Annotated in this window: 22 protein-coding genes; 13 read left to right on the forward strand and 9 right to left on the reverse strand. The window is 61.5% G+C overall.

The window, feature by feature from the left end:
* Window positions 1-24: 24 nt before the first annotated feature.
* On the forward strand, window positions 25-414 hold the full coding sequence (locus AB2B41_RS20705; RefSeq protein WP_474104444.1) for a hypothetical protein: 390 nt from the start codon (window positions 25-27) through the stop codon (window positions 412-414).
* A gap of 27 nt (window positions 415-441) precedes the next feature.
* On the opposite strand, the gene AB2B41_RS20710 is transcribed toward AB2B41_RS20705, so the two are convergent.
* Genes AB2B41_RS20710 through AB2B41_RS20725 form a run of 4 tightly spaced genes read right to left on the reverse strand, consistent with a single transcriptional unit; the run spans window position 442 to window position 4,241 of the window.
* Complete coding sequence (locus AB2B41_RS20710; RefSeq protein WP_367879733.1) at window positions 442-1,137, reverse strand: type 1 glutamine amidotransferase; 696 nt, start codon at window positions 1,135-1,137, stop codon at window positions 442-444.
* A complete protein-coding gene (locus AB2B41_RS20715; protein WP_367879734.1) occupies window positions 1,134-2,558 on the reverse strand; it encodes an FMN-binding glutamate synthase family protein in 1,425 nt (474 codons plus the stop codon). The genes AB2B41_RS20710 and AB2B41_RS20715 overlap by 4 nt, the downstream gene beginning before the upstream one ends.
* A 49-nt stretch (window positions 2,559-2,607) precedes the next feature.
* The gene (locus tag AB2B41_RS20720) at window positions 2,608-3,300 is read right to left on the reverse strand and encodes a GltB/FmdC/FwdC-like GXGXG domain-containing protein (protein ID WP_367879735.1); all 693 of its coding nucleotides are present in this window, start codon (window positions 3,298-3,300) and stop codon (window positions 2,608-2,610) included.
* Window positions 3,297-4,241 carry a class II glutamine amidotransferase domain-containing protein gene (locus AB2B41_RS20725; protein ID WP_367879736.1) on the reverse strand — a complete coding sequence of 315 codons (945 nt, stop codon included), beginning with the start codon at window positions 4,239-4,241 and terminating at the stop codon, window positions 3,297-3,299. The genes AB2B41_RS20720 and AB2B41_RS20725 overlap by 4 nt, the downstream gene beginning before the upstream one ends.
* Window positions 4,242-4,367: 126 nt before the next feature.
* Here AB2B41_RS20725 and AB2B41_RS20730 point away from each other — a divergent pair, with 126 nt between their 5' ends.
* Window positions 4,368-5,033: a GntR family transcriptional regulator gene (locus tag AB2B41_RS20730; protein WP_367879737.1), complete on the forward strand. Its 666-nt coding sequence runs from the start codon at window positions 4,368-4,370 to the stop codon at window positions 5,031-5,033.
* Window positions 5,034-5,095: 62 nt separating this feature from the next.
* On the opposite strand, the gene AB2B41_RS20735 is transcribed toward AB2B41_RS20730, so the two are convergent.
* The 3 genes from AB2B41_RS20735 to AB2B41_RS20745 all read right to left on the reverse strand — a co-directional run bounded on the left by AB2B41_RS20735 (window position 5,096) and on the right by AB2B41_RS20745 (window position 8,163).
* The gene (locus AB2B41_RS20735) at window positions 5,096-6,607 is read right to left on the reverse strand and encodes a tripartite tricarboxylate transporter permease (protein WP_367879738.1); all 1,512 of its coding nucleotides are present in this window, start codon (window positions 6,605-6,607) and stop codon (window positions 5,096-5,098) included.
* A 12-nt stretch (window positions 6,608-6,619) separates the two neighbouring features.
* Window positions 6,620-7,102, reverse strand: a complete 483-nt coding sequence (locus tag AB2B41_RS20740; RefSeq protein WP_367879739.1) for a tripartite tricarboxylate transporter TctB family protein — start codon at window positions 7,100-7,102, stop codon at window positions 6,620-6,622.
* Window positions 7,103-7,176: 74 nt separating this feature from the next.
* Window positions 7,177-8,163, reverse strand: a complete 987-nt coding sequence (locus AB2B41_RS20745) for a tripartite tricarboxylate transporter substrate binding protein (RefSeq protein WP_367879740.1) — start codon at window positions 8,161-8,163, stop codon at window positions 7,177-7,179.
* 179 nt (window positions 8,164-8,342) lie between these two features.
* On the opposite strand from AB2B41_RS20745, the gene AB2B41_RS20750 reads away from it, so the two are divergent.
* From AB2B41_RS20750 to AB2B41_RS20765, 4 genes are all read left to right on the forward strand, one after another.
* The gene (locus AB2B41_RS20750; RefSeq protein WP_367879741.1) at window positions 8,343-9,014 is read left to right on the forward strand and encodes a response regulator transcription factor; all 672 of its coding nucleotides are present in this window, start codon (window positions 8,343-8,345) and stop codon (window positions 9,012-9,014) included.
* Window positions 9,004-10,392: a sensor histidine kinase gene (locus AB2B41_RS20755; protein WP_367879742.1), complete on the forward strand. Its 1,389-nt coding sequence runs from the start codon at window positions 9,004-9,006 to the stop codon at window positions 10,390-10,392. The genes AB2B41_RS20750 and AB2B41_RS20755 overlap by 11 nt, the downstream gene beginning before the upstream one ends.
* A complete protein-coding gene (locus AB2B41_RS20760; protein ID WP_367879743.1) occupies window positions 10,389-11,447 on the forward strand; it encodes an ABC transporter substrate-binding protein in 1,059 nt (352 codons plus the stop codon). The genes AB2B41_RS20755 and AB2B41_RS20760 overlap by 4 nt, the downstream gene beginning before the upstream one ends.
* 417 nt (window positions 11,448-11,864) lie before the next feature.
* Entirely contained in the window at window positions 11,865-13,367 is a 1,503-nt protein-coding gene (locus AB2B41_RS20765) for a fumarate hydratase (protein ID WP_367879744.1), read from the forward strand.
* Window positions 13,368-13,662: 295 nt separating this feature from the next.
* Here AB2B41_RS20765 and AB2B41_RS20770 read toward each other — a convergent pair whose 3' ends face one another.
* A complete protein-coding gene (locus AB2B41_RS20770; protein ID WP_367879745.1) occupies window positions 13,663-14,367 on the reverse strand; it encodes a GntR family transcriptional regulator in 705 nt (234 codons plus the stop codon).
* A 236-nt stretch (window positions 14,368-14,603) separates the two neighbouring features.
* Here AB2B41_RS20770 and AB2B41_RS20775 point away from each other — a divergent pair, with 236 nt between their 5' ends.
* From AB2B41_RS20775 to AB2B41_RS20805, 7 genes are read left to right on the forward strand one after another with little or no spacing between them, the layout of a single operon-like run.
* Window positions 14,604-15,590: an ABC transporter ATP-binding protein gene (locus tag AB2B41_RS20775; protein WP_367879746.1), complete on the forward strand. Its 987-nt coding sequence runs from the start codon at window positions 14,604-14,606 to the stop codon at window positions 15,588-15,590.
* Between the two features lie 34 nt (window positions 15,591-15,624).
* On the forward strand, window positions 15,625-16,893 hold the full coding sequence (locus AB2B41_RS20780) for an ABC transporter substrate-binding protein (RefSeq protein WP_367879747.1): 1,269 nt from the start codon (window positions 15,625-15,627) through the stop codon (window positions 16,891-16,893).
* A gap of 57 nt (window positions 16,894-16,950) precedes the next feature.
* Window positions 16,951-17,814 carry an ABC transporter permease gene (locus tag AB2B41_RS20785; RefSeq protein ID WP_367879748.1) on the forward strand — a complete coding sequence of 288 codons (864 nt, stop codon included), beginning with the start codon at window positions 16,951-16,953 and terminating at the stop codon, window positions 17,812-17,814.
* A gap of 2 nt (window positions 17,815-17,816) precedes the next feature.
* The gene (locus AB2B41_RS20790; protein ID WP_367879749.1) at window positions 17,817-18,656 is read left to right on the forward strand and encodes an ABC transporter permease; all 840 of its coding nucleotides are present in this window, start codon (window positions 17,817-17,819) and stop codon (window positions 18,654-18,656) included.
* Entirely contained in the window at window positions 18,653-19,288 is a 636-nt protein-coding gene (locus AB2B41_RS20795; RefSeq protein ID WP_367879750.1) for an aspartate/glutamate racemase family protein, read from the forward strand. The genes AB2B41_RS20790 and AB2B41_RS20795 overlap by 4 nt, the downstream gene beginning before the upstream one ends.
* Window positions 19,285-19,704 (forward strand): nuclear transport factor 2-like protein, encoded by a 420-nt coding sequence (locus tag AB2B41_RS20800; protein WP_367879751.1) that lies wholly within the window; start codon window positions 19,285-19,287, stop codon window positions 19,702-19,704. Before AB2B41_RS20795 ends, AB2B41_RS20800 begins: the two co-directional genes overlap by 4 nt.
* Window positions 19,701-20,606 carry a polysaccharide deacetylase family protein gene (locus tag AB2B41_RS20805; RefSeq protein WP_367879752.1) on the forward strand — a complete coding sequence of 302 codons (906 nt, stop codon included), beginning with the start codon at window positions 19,701-19,703 and terminating at the stop codon, window positions 20,604-20,606. Before AB2B41_RS20800 ends, AB2B41_RS20805 begins: the two co-directional genes overlap by 4 nt.
* Before the next feature lie 6 nt (window positions 20,607-20,612).
* Here the strand turns inward: AB2B41_RS20805 and AB2B41_RS20810 are convergent, their stop codons facing one another.
* The gene (locus AB2B41_RS20810; protein ID WP_367879753.1) at window positions 20,613-21,548 is read right to left on the reverse strand and encodes an N-carbamoyl-D-amino-acid hydrolase; all 936 of its coding nucleotides are present in this window, start codon (window positions 21,546-21,548) and stop codon (window positions 20,613-20,615) included.
* Window position 21,549 lies beyond the last annotated feature (1 nt).

A 21,549-nucleotide genomic window follows, 5' to 3' on the forward strand; every position in this document is an offset into this window, starting at 1 on the left:
TGAGTACCGTTTCCGAGCCATTCTCTGTCCCCCTCTCTCGGCCATCGTAGTGGCCCAGTTCTAGGGGGGAAGGACAACCTCGACAACGACGAGCGCCTGATCGAAAAGGCCGCGCTTTCCAAGACCCGCAGCTATATCCGGCACCGGTTGCCCGGGCTCATCGGCCAGCGTATGGTGGACAGCAAGTTCAACCAGGTGATCCTGACCCCCGACACCCATTTCGTGGTGGACTGGCATCCGGAACACGACAACGTCCTCTTTGCAGGGGGGTGCTCGGGCCATCTTTTCAAGCACGGGCCGGTCTTCGGCGATTTCGTCGCCGGTGTTGCGATGCGCGACTACGGCACGGCGGACAGGTTCAAGGTTGCCGGGCGGCGCAAGCTGAGCCCCAGGGAAAGCCCCTCGGGGCGCTGACATCGCGGGGCATAGCCAACCCGCCGATCAGGCCTTTTCTGCCAGCGCCTCGCGAAAAAAGGCCGCCGCACGCGCGGCAAAAAGATCCGGCACCACAGTGCTGGCGTCAAGTTGCTCCATCGCCTGGTCAGTCTCCGCTTCGGACAGGACCTTTCCCCGGCTGCGGCGCAGAAAGGTGGCCACGTAGTCGGCGGTGTATTCCGGGTGGAACTGGACGGACAGCGCGGGAAAGTCATAGGAGAGTCCGGCAACCGGACAATAGGGTGCAGCGGCGATAACGCTGGCACCCGGCGGCATGCGCGTCACCTGATCCTGATGCCAGACATGCGCACCGACGGAGGTGCCTTCCATATCAAAGGTACGCACGCCCACTTCGGGCGGTCCGACCTTCTCGGCCTTGCCACCAAAGACATCCGCCATGATCTGGTGACCGAAGCAGATGCCCAGCAGGGGACTGCGGTGATCCCGCGCCTCCTGAAGGAAAGAGCGCAGCGGCCCCATCCAGGGGGTATCATCGTAGACACCCTTGTCCGAGCCGCTGAGAATGTAACCATCATAGGCATGCGGGGCGGGCAACTCCGCGCCCTCCACGATCTGGATCACCTCCATATCGGCCTCGGGCAGTTCTTGCCGCAGCCAATTGGCAACGATATCGCCAAAACGGTCCTGGTCCCATTGGTACTCGGGCAGCCAGACACAGAGGTCAAGAACCGCCAGCTTCACCAGTCGAACGCACGGTCGATACCGGCCATCTTCACGCCGGTAAAGGCCGACGCTTCGAAGCTTAGCGCGCGCAGGTCCTCGGTCTCCAGATTATGAACCGAAGACTTGCCGCAGGCCTTGGCAAGGGCGGTGATTTCCATGGTCATGGCCGTAAGGTAGCGTGCGATACGTTCGGCGCCAGCGGTCGGGTCCATGCGCGCCTCAAGTTCGGGGTCCTGTGTCGCCACACCAACAGGGCAACGGCCCGTATGGCAATGGTGGCACGCCCCGGGCGAGGTGCCGAGCGCCTTGTAATCCTCAAGATACCGCGGCGAGTTGCAGCCCAGCGCGATCATCGCCGCATTGCCGATCATGACCGCATCCGCCCCCAGCGCGAGGCACTTGGCCGCATCGACGCCCGACCGGATACCACCCGCAGCCACCAGCGAGACCTTGCCAGTCATACCCGCCTCGTCCAGCGCCTCGCGTGCCGCGCGGATGGCGCTCATCGTCGGGATGCCGGTGTGATTGAGCAGCAGTTCCGGGGAGGCACCCGTGCCGCCCTCGGCGCCGTCCACGACGACCACGTCGGCCCCTGCCTTTGCCGCCACGGCCACATCGAAACGTGGCCGCGTCGCGCCCATCTTGATGAAGATCGGCACCTGGTAATTGGTCGCGATCCGCAATTCCTCGATCTTCACGGCCAGATCGTCCGCGCCGAGGAAATCCGGGTGCCGGATGGTCGATCGCTGGTCGACCCCCTCGGGCAGGGTGCGCATCTTGCTTACCCTCGGGCTGACCTTCATGCCGAGCAGCAGCCCGCCCGTCCCGGGCTTGGCCCCCTGCCCCACCACGATCTCAAGCGCATCGGCACGGCGCAAATGATCCAGATCGACGCCGTAGCGTGCAGGGCTCATCTGGTAGAGAAGCCGGGAGGACGCCGAACGCTCCTCCTCCAGCATGCCGCCCTCGCCCGTGCAGGTCATCGTGCCCACCTTGGAGGCGCCGTATCCCAGCGACGCCTTCGCGGAAGCGCTCAGCGCCCCAAACGACATCGATGCGATATAGATCGGGATCTTCAGCTCAAGCGGACGTTCGACAAGGCCACGTCCGCCACCCAGCACCGTCGTCGTGTCGCAATTCTCGCGGTATCCCTCCAGCGGCAGGCGGGTCATCGTGGCTGGCACGAATGTCAGATCATCGAAAGTGGGCAGCCGCTTGTTGAACGTGTTGTACCCGCGCACCTGGTGGCGGCCCAGCTGCGCCAGCGCGTGCACCTCGGAAATCGCCTCCGGCGTCCAGCGGGTCGATCCGCCCTCGTCGTAAGACGACGGCACGCCCGCCGGGCGGCCCTCGATCGCGCCTGCGTCGCGGAACCGGATTTCATCCTCCGAGGCCATGTCGAAGGGATATTCGTAAGGGGTGGTGTCACCATCAGCCATGCTGTGTCTCCCGCTCGGCGCACGGCACCCGGCCTGCGCTCTCGTTGTCTCAGATCATCAACCACGCGCTGGCGTCGCGGCTTTCGAAATACCAAAGGCGCTGGCCAGAGATCATCTTGCGCCAGTTGCGCGACCCGTCGACCAGACCGAGCGGTTCAAGGATCGCGTCCACCTCGGCTACCTCTTCGGCGGTCGGCTCGACGACATTCACGTCGACGCCCAAGCTGTCCACCTCGCCCGCGACCCAGACCTCGCCTTCCCACAGCGCGTCGGCACAGCTTTCACCGGCACCGCCCAGCGCGATGATCTTGCCGGCATGCGCCATAAAGCCGGACTGATAGCCGATCTTGCCTTCCACGACGATGTTGCCGCCCTTCATGGCCACGCCGCAGCGCGGACCGGCGTCGCCCTTCACATGGATCGTCCCGCCGATCATCGCAGCACCGCAGGACATGCCCGCGCGGCCCCCGACCTCGATATGACCCTTGGCCATCCCCTCTCCCAGCGCCCAGCCGCAATTGCGTTCAACCGTGACGCGCGCGCCGGTGTTCAGGCCGCCGCAGTAATAGCCGACCGACCCTTCGAAGGTGATCTCCGCATGATCCGGCAGCCCTACGCCAAGGTTGTGCCGGCTTAGTGTGTTTACCACCCGGATCGGCTTGCCGGTCTTGCAGGCCTCCTGGATTTCCTCGTTGATCTCGCGGATATGGCGCTTGCCGACTTCGATGACGATTTCACTCACGCTGCCATGCTCCGATTGCCGACGCCCCAGATGCCAAAGAGGCTGGGGCCGTCGTAATTGATCACGTCGCATTCATCCGCGAAGACCGTGCGCACCGCCTGCTCCTCCGTCGCGGCGGCGAGTTCGCCCGCCTGCTCGATCACCACGAGCGGCTTCATCGCGAAACGATCCTTGGCGAAGCCGATGCCGTCGGGAGTGGCGATCATGAAGGTGAAGACACCGTCGATGGAGGTGATGGATTTCTTCAGCGCCTGCTCCATCGTCAGCCCCTGCTTCATCTGGTTCGACACCCAGACCGCGATCAGTTCGGAATCGTTTTCCGTCAGAAAGCGGTAGCCCATCCGCTGCAAACGGTCGCGCCAAGTATAGTAATCGGTGATCTGCCCGTTGTGGACGATGGCCACGTCCGAGAACGGCCGCGCCCAGAAAGGGTGCGAAGCATTCGGCAAGACGCTGGACTCCGTCGCGAGCCGGGCATGGCCCAGACCGTGGGTGCCCACCATCTCGTGCACCTTGTGTTTCTCACCCACCTCTTCGGACCCGCCGATGTCCTTGACGATTTCCAGACTGCGGCCGCAGGACTGCACCTCGATCCGGCTGGTCAAATCGTCAGCATCCCGGGTCCAGGCCGCAAGATCGTCGGGATCACCGATCTCGATCCGGAAGCAGTAGTGCTTGTTCGCGTCCGTCACGATCTGCGGCTCCGATTGGAAATCTGTCTTATGCTCCTTCAGGACCGCACGGAACTGTTCAAGGTCGCTGTCCATTTGCGCCTTGTCAAAGCCCATGCCGCGCAGGATATACCCGCTGTCACAGGGTGCCCCGTAGATGGCGAAACCCGTGCTGTCGGCCCCGCGATGTTCCTGCGCCGCCATCAGCGCGACAAGGTCCCGGCCGACCATTCCCGGTGCGTTCAGAATGCGTCCCGCAATGCCACACATCGGCTCTCTCCCTGGAGGTGAATTATTGCTGGATGCTGTATACAGGATACATGAAAAGACAAGCCCCTCATTGCCTCCTCTGGTTTTCTGTATACAGTACACAACAAGGAGGCGAGGCAACAAACGATGGCACTGAAAAGCATAAAAACCCAGAGACGGCGGCTGGCCGACGATGTCTATGATCAACTGGTGGAGGCGATCATAAATCGCACCATCGGACCCGATGACCGGCTTATCCAGGAGACGCTGGCGTCTGAACTGGGAATCAGCAGAACCCCGGTGCGCGAAGCGCTTCTGCGCCTCGAACAGGAAGGCGTATTACGGGTTGCCAATTCAGGTGGCTTCCGGCTGACCAAGATCACCGAGGCCGAAACGCTGGAGCTCTACCAGGCCCGCGCCGCGATCGAGGGTCAGGCGGCCCGCATCCTGGCCGCGCACAAGGATGAGGGCCAGTTACAAAAGCTTCGGGACCTGATCACGAAGGCCGAGGACCTGAAGAACCCCACCACGCAGGACTATTTCGTCGCGAACCGCAGCATTCACCGCGCTTTCATGGAAGCGGCGGGCAACCGTTTCCTGCTTGAGATGTTCGACGTGATCTGGGGCCGCGGCATGGCATTCCACCTCTTCGCGGCCATCGAGAATACAGATATCGCCAAATCGCTCGGCAATCACATCGCCCTCGTCGACGTCCTCGCCACCGGCGACCGCACCGCCGCCCTCGAGGCGTTTACGAACCACATTCAGGACGGGTTCGATCTGCACGTCGAAGGCATCCGCAAGAGCGGCTGATCGAGACAAGACTAAAGGCAGGTGACCGGCGCGGCTCTCGCGCGGCAAGCTACGCCAGTTCCTCAGTCGCCTTCCGCCACGCCCTCGGCACGCGCCCTCGCACGCCTGGCGCGGTAGCTCGGCAGCAGCACAAGGAGAGCGGCAATCACCAGCAGAGCCAAGGTCATCGGACGGTCAATGATGAAACCCATACCGTCGTATAGCTGCATCGAGCGTGCGAAGTTGTTCTCCATCATGCCGCCCAGAATGAAGCCGATCAGCAGCGGCGCGAGCGGGTAGTCGGCGAACTTCAGGGCCGTGGCGCAGACGCCGAAGCCAACGAGGATCAGCAGTTCCGTTGCGTTGTTCTGACCGATATAGGCCCCCATCAGCGTAAAGAACAAAATGAACGGGATCAGATAGTTGCGCGGGATCGTCAGGACCTTGGCGATATACGGGATAAGCGGCAGGTTCAGGATCAGCAGAACCAGATTGCCGATGAACATTGACATGATAACGGCCCAGAACACCTGTGGCTCATCCACCATCAGGCGCGGCCCGGGGGTCACATTCAGGGCGATGAGCGCGCCCAGAAGGATCGCCGTGGTGCCCGAGCCGGGGATGCCGAGGGTCAAAAGCGGTACGAAAGAGCCTGTGCACGCCGCGTTGTTTGCGGTTTCCGGTGCAGCCAGCCCCTTGATCGAGCCCTTGCCGAATTCCTCCTGCTCCTCCTTCGAGGCGATGTTGCGCTCGACGGCGTAGCCCAGAAAGCTCGCGATCGTGGCGCCTGCGCCCGGCAGGACGCCGATGAAAAAGCCCTGCAGCGATTGCCGCCCGATCACCGGAGCAATCTTCTTTCCTTCCTCGCGGCTGATGCGCAGGTTCTCGATCTTGCCGCCGTCCTCACTTATTTCCCGTTTCTTCAGGACCAGAAACAGCGCTTCTGGCAGGGCGAACATCGCCATGGCCAGCGTGATAAAGCCAAAGCCCGATTGCAGGTCCATGATGCCCATGGTGAATCGCGGCAGGTTGAAAAGCGCCCCTTCGCCCACCGTCGCCATGATCAGGCCCACAAGCGTCATGAGCAGCGCCTTTGCCACCTGTCCCGTACCGGCAAAGGCCGCGATGGCCGAGAGGCCCACCACCATAAGCGCGAAATACTCCGCCGAGTGGAACAGCAGTGCCACCGAGGACAGCGCGGGGGCAAAGACCATCAGCAGAAGCGCGCCGATTGTGCCACCTGCGAAACTGGCGATGGCAGCAATCGTCAGCGCCTTGCCCGCCTGCCCTTTGCGCGCCATCGGGTATCCGTCGAACGAACTGGCGACAGTGCCCGCCACGCCCGGAGCGTTCAAGAGGATCGAAGAGGTCGAGCCGCCGAAGATGGCGCCATAATACACCCCCGCCAACAGAATGAGCGCCGCCGAGGGATCGCCCATGGAAATGGCAACCGGGATCATGATGGCGATGATCGACATCGGCCCGAGGCCGGGCAGCATGCCGATGAATGTCCCGATCAGGCAGCCCGCTATCACCATCAGGAGGTTCTGGATGGACAGGGCCGTCTGAAGGCCGATGAGAAGTCCTTCAAGCATGCTTCGGCCTCCTCAGAAGAAAAACGGCAGGGGGCGCAGGAAGATGCCCAGGACACGCTCGACCAGGTACCAGACGACACCGGTGGCCAAGATGGCGACAGGCAGCAGGATGTAGAACTTGCGCTCGCCCAGGATCACCGCGCCGAGGGTCAGAAAGCTCACCGTCGACAGCAGGAAACCGGCCGGACGCAGGAGCAGTGCATAGGCCACCATCAGCGCCAGCAGCGCGATGGCCTGCCAGAGGTGGTAATCACCGAGGCGGCGATAATCGATTTCAGGCGGGCTGTCCTTCTCTGGCGCTTTTTCGACCCCCAACAGGATCACCAGCGAGGTGAGGATAGCCAGAACCGACAGGACTTTGGGAAAGGTGCTTGGCCAGATCGGATTGCGTTGCATGAACGGCGGCAACAGCTGATCCATGGTGAAGAATGCCGCGTAAGAATAGATCAGCGCGACACACAGGATGACAAAAGCTATCCAACGATCCAGTGCCATTGGGTCCCCTCCCTTGATGTGAAACGGCGGCTGTCTTTTCGGTGCAGCCGCCGTCTGACTTGTTGATTTCGGCCTCAGAGGAAGCCGAGTTTCTTCATCAGGTCGCCGATGACCTTCTCCTGGTTTTCCAGGAAGGTCTTAAACTCATCACCCGAGTTGTGGATGTTGACCCAACCGTTGCGGGCGCGCACGGCTTCCCATTCATCGGTCTCGTACATCTTCTCAAGCGCGGCCTGGAATGCGGCGACCTTGTCTTCCGGCAGGCCCGGGGCGCCGAAGAAACCGCGCCAGTTGACGAAGGTGGTGTCGATGCCCTGTTCCTTCAGCGTCGGCGCGTCCTGGAAGGCCGGGACACGCTCGTCCGAGGTCACGCCGATGATCTTGACTTCGCCTGCCTCGGCCAGTGCGACGGCTTCGGAAAAGCCGGTGGACAGCGCCGCGATCTCTCCCGACAGCAGCGCCGCCATGGCCTTGCCGCCTGCATCATAGGGGATGTACTTCACCGCCAGCGGGTCTTTGCCTGCCGCTTCCATCGCCATAGCCGCCACGAGGTGGTCCATGCCCCCCGGCACCGAACCGCCACCGATCGCGGTGCCATTCGGGTCCGAGTCGAATTTGGCCAGCAGATCCGCCATACTGTCGATATCGCTGTCGGCATTGACGACCAGCGCTGCATAGTCGCCGATGGTGCCGGCGATCAGCGTCAGGTCGCGGAAGTTCTGCGGAAAGACGCCGGTCAGAGAGCGGATGATGATCGGGGTCGAGTTGACCATCAGCGTGTCGTCGTTCGACTCGGCATTCTCGATCAGGTAGCCGATCGCTTTGCCCCCACCGCCGCCGGACATGTTTTCGTAGGACGCGGTGCCGACAAGGCCCGCACCGGTCAGCGCCTCTCCGGTGCCACGGGCGGTTCCGTCCCAACCACCGCCGGCACCGCCGGGGATCAGAAAGTGCACCTTGTCGAGGACCTGATGGCCCCCGGCCAGCACCGGCGCGCCAATGCAAAGCGCAACGGCGGCGGCCGCGACCAAGGCGCGGCGGGAAAGTTTGGATATCAGCATGTTCTCCTCCAAGTTGTCACTGGTTCCCAAGCGGGTGGCTGTCGCCACCGGACCAAAGAAACCTACGCCTCAAGTCTGTCACCAAACTGTCAGACCGTTGGCATTCGCCTCCCCGGGCGCGTTTGCTGGATATTCCGACGAAACTGTTCAAGACTGTTCAGAGGGAGGGCTGAAGGACCGTGCGCCTGTTGCTTGTCGAGGATACAGAGGATGTGGCCGATGCGATCGTCGCGAGCTTTCAAAGGCGGGGCGACGCCATCGACCATGCGCGTTCTGTCAAGGACGCCGCTGATGCGCTTGCCGTTCAGGAGTATGACGTTGTCGTTCTCGATATCGGTCTGCCCGACGGCAGCGGCCTGCACCTTCTGACATCGGTCCGCAGCTCCGGCAGCAGGACACCAATCCTGATGCTGACCGCCCGCTCTGACGTCGAAGATCGGGTCGCTGCGCTTGACAAGGGTGCGGATGACTACCTAGTCAAGCCATTCGACCTGAGAGAGCTTCATGCCCGGATCAGGGCCATGCTGCGCCGACAGGACCCGGATCGCTCGGGGATCATCACCTTCGGCGACATCCTTTTTGATCCCTCCGGATTGACCGTCGAGATCGCGGGCGATCCGGTATCGCTGCCCCGGCGCGAATTCAGCGTCCTGGAAATCCTTTTGGCGAACCGCGGGCGAGTGGTGCCCAAGGAAAAGCTCTTCGATCGCATGTTCTCGTTCAATGACGATGAGGTGAACGTCAACGCGGTCGAACTGTATGTCGGACGGCTGCGAAAGAAACTGGCGGCGAGCCGTGTCTCGATCAAGACACTGCGCGGCCTCGGCTACCAGTTGATCGATGGCGAGTGACGGGCATCCGCAGCCACGGATCACCGGATCCCTGCGCTCTCGTCTGGCCTTCTCGATCGTTATGATCTTCGCCATCGGCGGCATCGTGGTCGCCATCGCGGCCTTTGCCTACGGTCGGACAGCGGCGCAGCGGTCGTTCGACCGATTGCTGATCGGCGCGGCCAACCAGATCGCCGGCTCCCTTGCCTTGCGGGCCGGAGAGGTCACCGTCGATATCCCGGTATCGGCCTTCGAACTGCTCTCCCTCGCCCCGCGCGACCGCGTGGTCTATGGCGTTTTCGCCAGCGACGGCGCGCTGATCACGGGATACGAGACCGTCACGCGTCCCGATGACGACGAGACCTTCTACAGCGGCGTGTTCGCAGGCGAACCCACCCGCTTTGCGCGCGTGACCCGACAATTCGCCGAGCGGACGTTCCTCGGATCGGTGGACGTGATTATCGGCCAAACCACCGAAGCGCGGCGGGAACTTGCGCGGCAAATCACGCTAAACGCCCTCATTGCGGTCGCCGGGGCGGGAGCCATTATGTCGGCGCTCGCAGTCCTTGCGGTACAGTCTGCACTGCGACCCCTTCGGCAGATCGAACGCGAATTCGCGGCACGGTCGAGCAAGGACCTCACGCCGGTGAATATCAACGTGCCACGCGAGATCGGCAGTCTGGTACTGGCGCTCAACCGGTTCATCGCGCGGATCGACCGGCAACTGCATGTCATGCGCACGCTGATCGCCGACGCGTCACACCAGTTGCGCACGCCGATTGCGGCCCTGCGCGCACAGGCCGAACTGGCCGCTGAGGAGACCGATCCCGAGCGCCAGCTCAGGATCGTCGAGCGCATTCACGACAGATCGAGGAATCTGAGCCGGCTCACGGACCAATTGCTCAATCATGCCCTGATCATTCACCGTGCCGATACGGTAGACCGTAAGGCGCTGGACCTGCGAACCGTCGCCACGAATGCGGTCGCACAAACCGATCAGAGCATGGGCGAAGGCGGACAGCCCGTCCGTCTCGATCTGCCCGAGGAGCCGGTGATGTGTCAGGGAGATGCATTGTCCCTTGTTGAAGCCTGCAAGAACCTGGTCAACAACGCGACCAACCACGGCAAACCGCCGATAACGGTCTTCGTTCAGGGTACAGGGGCCATCGCGCGTATCGGCGTGCGGGATCACGGCGGGGGCATCCCCGAAGAGATGTGGGCGGACGCCGGATCGCGATTCACCAAGAATGCGGGTGTCTCGGCTAAGAGCGCGGGGCTTGGGCTGTCAATCGTGGACGCTGTCGCCCGGGCTCACGGAGGGTCTATGGAAATGGAAAGGAACGCGCGTTCGGTATTCCAGGTGACGCTAAATCTGGCCCGCGTTGAGGATGACGAATGAGGTTCTTGGCGCTCACCCTCTTCCTGACCGCTTTCGCAACCTCTGCCGCGACCGAGCCTGTGCCCGAAGCTACGAAGACCTATGGTTCAGAGGAGGCGGCGACCCGACTCCTCGTCCGCGGCACCACAGACATCGCCTTGTTCGAGCCCGTGCTACTGGCATTCCTGGGACGCTTCGGCGAAGTTCGGATCGACTACGAACAATGGGGCTCGAACGACCTTTACATCGTCTCTGAAACGGACTGCAGAAGCGGTGGCGCGGCGGCCGATCTCGTCGTGAGTTCCTCCATTGACCAGCAAGTCAAACTCGCGAACGACGGATGCGCGGCGCGTCACAGGTCCCCGCTGACGGCAGAGCTTCCCACGGTTTCAAACTGGCGGGACGAGGTTTTCGGGATCACGCGGGAACCGGCCGTCATCGTCTTCAACAGGGGGTTCGTGGACAACGCCGAAGCCCCCCGGTCCCGGTTCGATCTGATCGATCTGCTGAGACCGGAAGACAGCCGGTTCCGAGGTCGTGTCGCAACCTACGATATCGAAGCGTCCGGTTTGGGCTACCTTTTCGCCTTCGCGGACGCGCAGCAGGCCACGACCTTCGGCAGCCTTATCGAAGCTTTTGGCCGAAGCGGCGCGGTCGCCACCTGCTGTTCATCCGAAATCATCGATGGGGTCGTCACGGGCACCTACCTCGTGGCCTACAATGTTCTGGGCTCCTACGCCCTTGCACGGGCGGAGGAGAACCCCGACCTCGTGGTGGTCGCCCCCGACGACTACACGCTTGTGCTGTCGCGCGCCGCGCTCATTCCCAGGCGCGCGGCAGAGCAGGAGATCGCCGGTGCGCTGATCGACTTTCTGCTGTCCGAGGCTGGCCGTTCGGCCATGCGCTCCGCCAAGCTCATCGTCGAAACGGACGATGGCATTCACCCAGCGCTTCGACTGCCCGAGAATCCTGACATCAGCCTCAGACCCATCCCGCTGTCGCCGGCGCTCCTCGTCGGTCTGGATCAACACAAACGCCGCGCCTTCGTGCAACGCTGGCGCGAAACGTTTCCCTAGGATACCGACGGTGCTCATCCCGCGCCGGACCGAGGACCTAGCGAGGGTGTTGTGTGAGGCCTGCGAACCAGCCTCCACTTCGAGCAAACTATGAATTCGGCGGCACATCGCGTGTTCCTCAACCTTGAGGACGCTGTCCGTCCCGAGGTCAGGGAGCAGGCCCCTGCCGCCATCCTCGGTGCTGACTAGAATTGGTCGCGGGCCGTGGTCACCCCGGCGCGTGATGACCTGCTGCAAAGCGGCAAAGCGGCAAAGCGGCGGGCCTGCCTCTTCTCATGATCGAGGGACCGGCCCCGGAGGTGCAGCATACGACGGTCAAGACAATTCAGGCCGGTTCCCAAGGCAGGGTTGTCGCCCTTTCCGAATATCGCGATGGTACGGTAATCGTTGAGATAAGCCGCATGGGGGAAAGCCGGGATGACCATCATTCGCGAAGAGGACCTGATCGCCTCCATAGCCGAGGCGTTGCAATACATCTCCTACTTTCATCCGCCCGATTTCATCAAGGCGATGACCTCCGCCTGGGCACGCGAGGAGAATCCGGGGGCCAAGCAGGCCATGGCGCAGATCCTTGTGAATTCCCGCATGTGCGCAATTGGCCGGCGACCGATTTGCCAGGATACGGGCGCTGCGAACATCCACATCCGCTACGGCGTACAGGCCAGGACCGATTTCAAGCGGTCGCTCCAAGACATCTGCGACGCAGGCACACGACAGGGCTATCTGCGTGATACCAACCCGCTGCGCGCCTCGGTGGTTGTCGATCCGTTGGGCGCGCGTAAGAATTCCGGGGACAACACGCCCTGCATGCTGACAGTGGAAATGGTCGAAGGGATCCGGATCGAGGTCGAGGTTGCAGCCAAGGGGGGCGGGTCCGAGAACAAGGCGAAGTTCACCACGCTGAATCCTTCGGGTTCGGTCGCCGACTGGGTGGTGGAGACCGTCGAGACACTCGGTGCCGGATGGTGCCCGCCGGGGATCCTCGGCATCGGGGTCGGCGGCAACGCCGACAAGGCCATGGCCCTTGCAAAGGCAGCCCTGAGCGAACCCATCGACCTGCACGACCTGCAGCGGCGCGGCCCCTCGAACCGGACCGAGGAGTTGCGGCTGGAAATCGCGGAGCGGGTCAACGCACTGGGGATCGGCGCGCAGGGTCTTGGCGGCGTGACAACCGTGCTCGACGTCAAGGTCCGCTCCTTCCCGACCCATGCTGCCTCTCTCCCCGTCGGGCTTATTCCGAACTGCGCCGCCACACGGCACGCGCATTTCACCCTCGACGGTTCCGGCCCGGCCGAATTCACGCCGCCGGACCTGGCCCTCTACCCGGAAATCCTGCTCGATGAGGCGAGTGCGATGGCCCGGAAAATCGACCTCGACAATTTGACCGACGATCTCATTGCCTCGCTGGAGCCGGGGCAGACACTGCTCCTCTCTGGCACGCTCTACACAGGGCGCGATGCGGCCCATAAGCGCATGATCGACATGCTCGACAAGGGAAAAGCCCTGCCTGTCGATCTGCGGGGACGGGCGATCTACTACGTGGGACCCGTCGATGCCGTGGGCGACGAGGCAATCGGACCCGCCGGGCCGACAACATCCACCCGGATGGACAAGTTCACCGATCGCATCCTGAGTGACACAGGTCTGAAGCTCATGATCGGAAAGGCCGAGCGTGGCCCCGCGGCACTGGACGCCATCGCAAAGCACCGCGCCGCATATCTGATCGCGGTAGGGGGCGCGGCCTATCTTGTGTCCAAGGCAATAAAGGCCGCCCGCCCGGTGGCCTTCGAAGATCTGGGCATGGAAGCCATTTACGAGCTCAAGGTCGAGGATATGCCCGTCACCGTCGCCGTTGACAGCAGCGGGAACTCGATCCACCGAACCGGCCCCGAGAAGTGGCGCCGCATACCGGCTCTGTAGCGGCAGACCATGACCGCCGGTGGGCATCCGATCTGCCGTGGCGAAGCTTTGCTGGGGTTTTCCCGGCAACGACTGGCGGAGGCTGGATGAGGCCCGTGCCTTTTCACCAATAAGGTGGAGTGTTCTTCATGCCAAGAACGAGGAATCCGTACCTCTTGAAAACATAGAACAATTGGTGCCGCTGGCTCGAACCGCGCAATATCGAAAGCTTGGCGCGGGATTACCGGCCCTGCCCTGCGACAATCCACGATTGGTGCCGGCGACATAAGAAAAGCGATGGACCTGGAGTTGTTAGTCAGCCCAGAATTTCCTTCAAAGACGTCCCTTGGACGGGCACCTTCTTCAAATCCAAAGCGCTATGCAGGTCCACGAGGTGGCTGTGCATCAACTCCTCGGCAGCCTGTCCATCATTGCTCGCGATGGCGGTGACCAGGGCGTTATGAGCGTGGCTTTCACAAAGCGCGCGCTGGCGTTTCCAGTAGAGCGCCACAATCAGCGAGGAACGGGCGACCAGCGTTTCGATGAATGCCGCGATTGTCGCCTGGGCGGCAATGCGGGCAATATGGACATGCAGTTGACCTGAAAGGTAGAGCGCAAGACCACGATCATCCGCCTTCAGCGCCGCATGTTCTTTCGCGATATGTGCCCTGAGAACCGCGACATCCTCCGGGGTCGCCTTGATCGCGGCTGAGCGCGCCGTCCGGGGCTCAAGCAGTTCGCGCGCCTCAAATATCTCGCGGGCCTCCTCGGGCGTGGGTTTGGCCACGAATGCGCCCCGGTTGCGATGGATTTCAACCAGTTTCCCATGGGCCAGCGACTGCAACGCGGTCCGAATGATGGTCCGAGAAACACCGAATATTTCGGCGAGTTCGTCCTCTCCCAACTTGGTGCCGGGGGCGAGGCGGTGCTCGTGAATGGCCCGGGAAAGCTCCTGACAGACCGCGTCACTCGTCGGAGGCTTGCGGTCCGCGCGACCCGCATCTGTCGCTGTTGTCTGCATCTGAATGATCCTCTGGGTTTTCTGATGCCAAGAAACGGCAAAGGCGACAAGAGAGCGCGGAATTGAATGCAATCATACTTCAGAATTGTACACAACATTGTGCCCAAAAATTACCCATATAAACCGTAGGGCGATTAATTTCAGGGCGAATATCGCGAAAACGTACCCCTTCAATCGGCAAATTCTTTTCAACTCAGGGATTTCTTGCGCTGCTGGCAGCAACAGTGGGGGCATGAATGACCGGTGTGAAGCAAGATCTTGAGTTGGTGGCTTTGACAAAGCGCTATGGCAGCACACTCGCCGTGGACAGCATCAGCCATCACTTCAGATCGTCCAGCTATACCTGCCTGCTCGGTCCCTCAGGCTGTGGCAAATCCTCAACGCTGCGCATGATTGCTGGACATGAAACGGTCAGCGAAGGGTCAATTCTCCTGGCGGGTCGCGACATTTCCGCCCTACCACCGGCAAAGCGGCGCACGGCGATGATGTTCCAGAATTATGCCCTGTTTCCGCATCTCAGCGTCCTCGACAACGTGGCCTTCAGTCTCAAGATGAAAGGCGTCGACAAGTCAGAACGTCATGCCAAGGCAAACGAGATGCTCGAACTGGTCGACCTGACGCCCCTGGCCGGTCGCCTGCCAGCGCAGCTTTCCGGTGGGCAGCAGCAACGTGTCGCCCTGGCCCGCGCGCTGATCACCCGGCCGCAGGTCCTGCTCTTGGATGAGCCGCTCTCGGCACTCGATCCCTTCCTCCGGGTCCGGATGCGCAGCGAGTTGCGCAAACTTCAGAAAGAACTCGACATCAGCTTCTTGCATGTCACCCACGGACAGGATGAAGCGCTTGCGCTTGCCGATGAGGTGGTCGTGATGAACAACGCCGTGATCGAGCAGGCCGGGCCCGCCCGCGAAGTTTTCAACGCGCCGAAGACCAAATTCGTGGCGCAGTTCATGGGCGGTCATAACGTGATCGCCCTGCCCGAGGGCAATATCGCGATCCGAACGGATGCTGTTACCACCACCACAGTCCCTGAAGGGCGACTAGAGGCGCGCATTCTGGCGGTGGAGTACCAGGGCACGCATGTCTCCGTCCTGACCAGGGTTGCCGGTGACCAGGAGGTCACCGCGCTGATGCCTGATGCCGCCTTCTTTGCGAATCCGCACAACCCCGGCGACCGGATCGGCCTGACCTGGGATACCGCCAGCCAACACCAACTGACCGCATGACAAACGGCACCACACGACCAACAAGGAGAGAACCATGACATTGTACACAAAACGAAATGGCCTCAGCCGCCGCACCCTGCTCAAGACCGGTGTGGCCGCAGCCGCAGGCACATTGGCGGCCCCGATGGTCTGGGCGCAATCCAACATCGTGCTGCGCCAGGCAGGCACGGGCGTGTCCGCCTTCAACGAGATCGCGGCCAAAGCCAAGGAAGACCTTGGCATCACCATGGAAATGACCGCGCTGGATTCCGACAGCGTGACCCAGCGCGTGGCCACGCAGCCCGACAGCTTTGACATCGCTGACATCGAATACTGGATCTGCAAGAAGGTCTGGCCAACGGGCAACCTGCAGGCAATGGACACCTCCAAGATCACCAACTACGACAAAATCGCCGGGACCTTCCGCAGCGGCAAACTGACCCCGACAAGCGAAATCGCGCAGGGCACGGCGCCGCACACGGTCGGCTTCGTTGAGGGCGCCGACGGCAAGGAATTCGTGGATAACGAGTCCGGCTGGATGACACTGATCCCGACGATCTATAACGCCGATACTCTGGGCATCCGTCCTGACCTGATCGGACGCCCGATCAACAATTGGTCAGAGCTGCTGAACCCCGAATTCAAGGGCAAGGCATCGATCCTCGATATCTCGTCCATCGGGATCATGGACATGGCAATGGTCGTGGAATCCATGGGCGAATACAAATACCCCGACAAGGGCAATATGACCCGTGAAGAGATCGACCTGACCATGGCGATCTTTACCGAAGCCAAAAAGAACGGGCAGTTCCGCGCCTTCTGGAAGTCTTTCGACGAAAGTGTCAACCTGATGGCCTCAGGCGAAGTGGTGATCCAGTCCATGTGGTCGCCCGCAATCACCGCCGTCAGGGCACAGGGCATTCCCTGCGTCTATCAGCCTCTGGAAGAGGGCTACCGTTCCTGGGGCGGTGGCATGGGTCTCGCCGCCAGCCTTGAGGGCGCGAAACTGGATGCGGCCTATGAATACATCAACTGGTACCTGTCCGGTTGGGTCGGCGGGTTCCTGATGCGCCAGGGCTATTACTCTGCCGTGCCAGAGACCTCCAAGGAGTTCATGACAGAAGACGAATGGGGCTACTGGTACGAGGGCAAGGAATCCAAGGGCGAGATCGTCAGCCCGCAGGGCACTGTTCTTGAAGGACCGGGCGCCGTACGGGACGGCGGGTCTTTCCTTGACCGCATGGGCGCTGTTGCCTGCTGGAACTCCGTCATGGATGAAAACCAGTACATGGTTCGCAAATGGAACGAATTCATCGCGGCCTAAGGCACGGCGGGGGCGCAAGACTGCGCCCCCCTTCATCCCCTATCAGCCCCGGACACCATGCGGAAACTTCTCAATAACAACAGCATAACGGGCCTGATGATGGTATCCCCGCTTGCGGCGGTGCTGTTCCTCTTTCTCGTCCTGCCGATTGTCATGATCGTGGTGGTCAGTTTCTGGCGCGCCACGGAATTCTCGATCGTACCGGCGTTCGAATTCGACAACTACGAGTTCCTTTTCGGTTCGCCGGTGACCTACACCGTCTTCGTGAACACGTTCAAATACGCGATCTTGACGTGGATTTTCACCTTCTTGATCGGCTTCACCGTCGCCTATTACCTCGCGTTTCACATCCGCAGCCTGACCTGGCAGGTCGCCCTGTTCCTGCTCTGCACCATTCCGTTCTGGACATCCAACATTATCCGCATGATCAGCTGGATCCCGTTTCTGGGCCGCAACGGCATTGCAAATTCCACGCTCATTTCATGGGGCGTGATCGACGAGCCGCTGGAGTGGCTGCTTTTCAGCGACTTTTCCGTCGTGCTGGCATTTGTCCATCTCTATACGCTTTTCATGGTTGTCCCGATTTTCAACACCATGATGCGCATCGATAAATCCCTGATCGAGGCCGCGCGTGACGGCGGTGCCAACGGCGCACAGATCTTGTGGAACGTCATCCTGCCGCTGACAAAGCCCGGCATCATGATCGGGACCATCTTTGTGGTCACGCTGGTGATGGGCGACTTCTTTACCGTTCGGATCATGTCGGGCAGCCAGTCGGCAAATGTGGGGCGGCTGATCTCCAACGATATCTCGCTGCTGCAGTATCCCTCCGCCTCCGCCACCGCCGTCGTGTTGCTGCTGACGGTGCTCATCGTGATCGGCATTTTGCTGCGCTTTGTCGACATCCGGAAGGAGCTGTGACGATGGAACCGCGTTCGCGCTCATTCTATGTGCTGACAGCCTTCTTTGCGCTTTTCATTCTGTTTCTCTACGGCCCCACCCTGACAATCGGCATCCTGTCCTTTCAGGGTCCCGGCGGCGGTCTGACCTTCCCGATGCGGGGGGTGTCCCTTTACTGGTTCTATGACCTGTTCGAGCAGCAGGCGGTCGGCGACATCTGGGGCAGCTTCCGGCGCAGTCTTTTGCTTGGGTTGATGGTGATGGTGACGACAATTGTCGTCTCCGTGATGGGCGGTCTGGCGTTTCGCAAGAAATTCCCCGGCTCCACAGTCCTGTTTTATCTGATTGTCACAGCACTCGTGATCCCTTCCATCCTGATCTCACTGGGCGTGGGCCTCCTGTTCAGCCAGGCTGGCGTCAATGTCCATTGGTCAACCTCCGGCTATGGCGCCCAGCTGACATGGACGCTGCCCTTCGGCCTGTTGATCATGTTCGCTGTCTTCAACCGCTTTGACAAAAGCTACGAGGAAGCCGCGCGCGATCTCGGTGCAAGTCCATGGCAAACGATCCGGCATGTGGTGCTTCCGATCATCGCCCCCTCGCTGATCGGTGTGGCCCTCTTCGGATTCACGCTCAGCTACGACGAATTTGCACGAACCCTGCTGACCTCCGGCAGCAAGAATACCCTTCCGCTGGAAATCTACGGCATGACCACGAACGTGACCTCCCCCGTTCTATACGCTCTTGGCACGCTTACGACGGTCTTTTCGCTGGTGATCATCGGCCTCTTTCTTGCTATCGCTGTCTGGGCAAATCGCCGCCGCGCGGCCAAGGGCAATGATGCAGGCAAGGGAATGGTATGATCGTCATCATCAACCCCAACAGCACCGTGTCTATGACGGAAGCGATGTTGGCAACGGCCCAGAAGACCTGCCCGCAGACGCAGATCGAGGCTTGGACCTCGCATGACGGCCCCCCGGCGATCCAGGGCCCTGCGGATCACACGCTCTGCATCCCGCCGCTTTTGAAATTGGTGGCCAAAGCGTCAGAGCAAGAGGCGCGTGCCATTATCATCGGCTGCTCGGATGATACCGGTCTTGTTGAAGCCAGGGCAATCGCCGACTGCCCTGTCATAGGGATTGGACAAGCGGCCTATCACATGGCCGCGCTGACGGGGCCAAGATTTTCGGTTGTGACGACGCTTGAGGTTTCGGTTCCGATCTTGTTTCAGAACGTCCATGACTTGGGCTTTGGGGGCTATCTGGCAAAGGTGCGCGCCTCTGGCGTGCCCGTCCTTGCGTTGGAAGAGGATGCAGATCGGGCCGCTGAAAGGGTTCTGGCGGAGATTGCCCATGCGCAGGCTGAAGATGACATTCAGTCCGTTGTCCTTGGGTGTGCCGGCATGTCCCATATCCCCGCCCGGGCATCATCAGACATTCGTGTGCGCCTGATCGACGGGGTTGTGGCAGCTGCCCGGTTCGGCGCGTTCCTGTGAACGATGACGCCCTCTCAGAGGCCTGCGCCCTGGTCGCGGCCTACCTTGAACGCTCCATGATCCCTGACCCCGAAGGTGCCTCGGCGTACCTAGCGGAAGGGGCTGCAATCATATTTACCGGCGGACGGGCATTTGCGTCGGCCTCCCAGACCGCGGATTTCAATGCCAAACGCTACAGGTGGGTCAAGAAACGACTGCCTCAGATGCACGCAGCTCTGGACCCGGAAACACGGGATGTGCATGTCTATTCAACAGGTCACCTCTACGGGGAATGGCCCGACGGCACCCCCTTCGACGGCAACCGCTTTATTGACAGCTTCGTGGTGCGGGATGGATTGATCGTTGAAACAAACGTCTGGAACGACAGCGCCGAGTGGCTGCTTGACCGGGCCGGTCTGTCGGAGGCACCGTTGTGACGCTCCCCTCGCATGATCGGTATGACTACAGCCCTATCGCGGCACGCCCGGGGTTCCGGTGGCCGCAAGGCAAGGGCCTCGCTGTCTATCTGGGGCTTAATCTGGAGCATTTTGCCTTCGGGGAGGGCCTTGGCGCGGAACTGGCCCCCGGCGGCCCGCAGCCCGACGTACTGAACTACGCCTGGCGCGACTACGGCAACCGGGTTGGCGCCTGGCGGGTAATGGATATGCTCGACGCCCTGTCCTTGCCAGCCACGGTTCTGATGAATTCGGCAATGTATGACTACGCGCCCGCGCTTCTCGAGGCGCATCGCGCGCGGGGCGACGAAATCGCGGGTCACGGGCGGACGAATTCGGAACGTCAGAGCACCCTCAGTGAAACCGAGGAAGCCGCTCTGATCGCCGATGCAACCGCGCGGATTGCCCGGGCGGAGGGCAGACCGCCGGCAGGCTGGCTGAGCCCATGGATCGCGGAAAGCCACGTGACCCCTGATCTGCTGCAGGAGGCCGGTTACCGCTATACGCTGAACTGGTGCATGGATGATCAGCCGGTCTGGATGCGGACGCGACGCGGACATCTGTTGTCCGTTCCCTACCCGCAAGAGGTCAACGACATCCCCGCGGTCGTTGCACGAAAAGAAACGGCCTCGGGGTTTGCCATGCTGATCACCGACACATTCGATGAAATGCTGGAGCAGTCCACCGCGCAGCCGTTGGTCATGGGTATCGCGCTGCATCCCTACATCGTCGGCCAACCGGCGCGCCTGCGTCATTTGCGCCGCGCCCTCCGCCATATCTGTGCGCGTCGCGATGATGTCTGGATCACCACAGCAGGCGCCATTGCCGATTGCTTTGCCAGTCAGATGCCGCATCCGGAAAGGACCCCGGAGACCGATCAATGAGCCTGGTCAGATCGGATCGCCAGCGCCTTTGCGCTCGACGATCAGGCCGTAGCTCTCCGGTTCCCTGTGGCGCGCAAAGTCAAAGATCGTCTCCCGGTACCGCGTCCCCATGTCCAGGTCGGCTTTTGCTGTGATGACTTCATCTTCCAACGTGCCGGCCATGGCGACAATCTCGCCTGAGGGGGCGATGATGACCGACTGGCCGACCATCATCGAGCCTTCCTCCCGCCCGCATTTCGCGGTTCCCACCACCCAGGACGCATTCTGATAGGCCCCCGCCTGCATGCTCAGATGATTGTGGAACTGGGTGAGCCCATCGATGTCGCTGTGACCTGTGTGATCCATTGGCGTGTTGTACCCCAGCGCAATCAGGTCGACGCCCTGCAGTCCCATGACACGATAGGCCTCCGGCCAGCGGCGGTCGTTGCAGATCATCATTCCGACGCGCCCTCCGAAGCCGTCAAAAACCGGGAAGCCGAGGTTTCCTGGTTCGAAGTATCGCTTTTCCAGATGCTGAAATGCCCGCCCCGGCTGCGGAGCGTCGTGGCCCGGCAGATGTACTTTCCGGTATTTTCCAATGATCCTGCCATCGGGCCCGACGAGCACCGAGGTGTTGAAGTGGCGGATGCGCCCCTCTTCACGCACTTTTTCAGCATAGCCGAGGTAGAAGCCAACCGAGAGTTCCGCTGCCGCGTCGAACAACGGCTGTGTTGCAGGGCTTGGGAGTGCTTCCTCGTACCACGCGTCCAGCTCATCTTTGTCCTCAATCATCCAGCGCGGGAAGAACGAAGTCAGCGCCAGTTCCGGGAAGACCACCAATTTCGCACCGCGCCCATGCGCTTCGCGCAGCATTTCGACCATGCGGGCCACGCAGGATTGTCTCGGCTCGTCCTTGGCGATCGGGCCCATCTGGGCGCTGGCAACAATGATCTGTCGGGACATG

It is taken from the genome of Sulfitobacter sediminis (genome assembly GCF_040811725.1).
Classification (GTDB): Bacteria; Pseudomonadota; Alphaproteobacteria; order Rhodobacterales; family Rhodobacteraceae; genus Sulfitobacter; species Sulfitobacter sediminis.

Coding starts and splice junctions, on each gene's coding strand:
- AB2B41_RS20715 (WP_367879734.1), bottom strand. CDS start 2,558: ATGGCTGATGGTGACACCACCCCTTACGAATATCCCTTCGACATGGCC.
- AB2B41_RS20725 (WP_367879736.1), bottom strand. CDS start 4,241: ATGTGTGGCATTGCGGGACGCATTCTGAACGCACCGGGAATGGTCGGC.
- AB2B41_RS20730 (WP_367879737.1), top strand. CDS start 4,368: ATGGCACTGAAAAGCATAAAAACCCAGAGACGGCGGCTGGCCGACGAT.
- AB2B41_RS20735 (WP_367879738.1), bottom strand. CDS start 6,607: ATGCTTGAAGGACTTCTCATCGGCCTTCAGACGGCCCTGTCCATCCAG.
- AB2B41_RS20740 (WP_367879739.1), bottom strand. CDS start 7,102: ATGGCACTGGATCGTTGGATAGCTTTTGTCATCCTGTGTGTCGCGCTG.
- AB2B41_RS20745 (WP_367879740.1), bottom strand. CDS start 8,163: ATGCTGATATCCAAACTTTCCCGCCGCGCCTTGGTCGCGGCCGCCGCC.
- AB2B41_RS20755 (WP_367879742.1), top strand. CDS start 9,004: ATGGCGAGTGACGGGCATCCGCAGCCACGGATCACCGGATCCCTGCGC.
- AB2B41_RS20760 (WP_367879743.1), top strand. CDS start 10,389: ATGAGGTTCTTGGCGCTCACCCTCTTCCTGACCGCTTTCGCAACCTCT.
- AB2B41_RS20765 (WP_367879744.1), top strand. CDS start 11,865: ATGACCATCATTCGCGAAGAGGACCTGATCGCCTCCATAGCCGAGGCG.
- AB2B41_RS20770 (WP_367879745.1), bottom strand. CDS start 14,367: ATGCAGACAACAGCGACAGATGCGGGTCGCGCGGACCGCAAGCCTCCG.
- AB2B41_RS20775 (WP_367879746.1), top strand. CDS start 14,604: ATGACCGGTGTGAAGCAAGATCTTGAGTTGGTGGCTTTGACAAAGCGC.
- AB2B41_RS20780 (WP_367879747.1), top strand. CDS start 15,625: ATGACATTGTACACAAAACGAAATGGCCTCAGCCGCCGCACCCTGCTC.
- AB2B41_RS20785 (WP_367879748.1), top strand. CDS start 16,951: ATGCGGAAACTTCTCAATAACAACAGCATAACGGGCCTGATGATGGTA.
- AB2B41_RS20790 (WP_367879749.1), top strand. CDS start 17,817: ATGGAACCGCGTTCGCGCTCATTCTATGTGCTGACAGCCTTCTTTGCG.
- AB2B41_RS20795 (WP_367879750.1), top strand. CDS start 18,653: ATGATCGTCATCATCAACCCCAACAGCACCGTGTCTATGACGGAAGCG.
- AB2B41_RS20810 (WP_367879753.1), bottom strand. CDS start 21,548: ATGTCCCGACAGATCATTGTTGCCAGCGCCCAGATGGGCCCGATCGCC.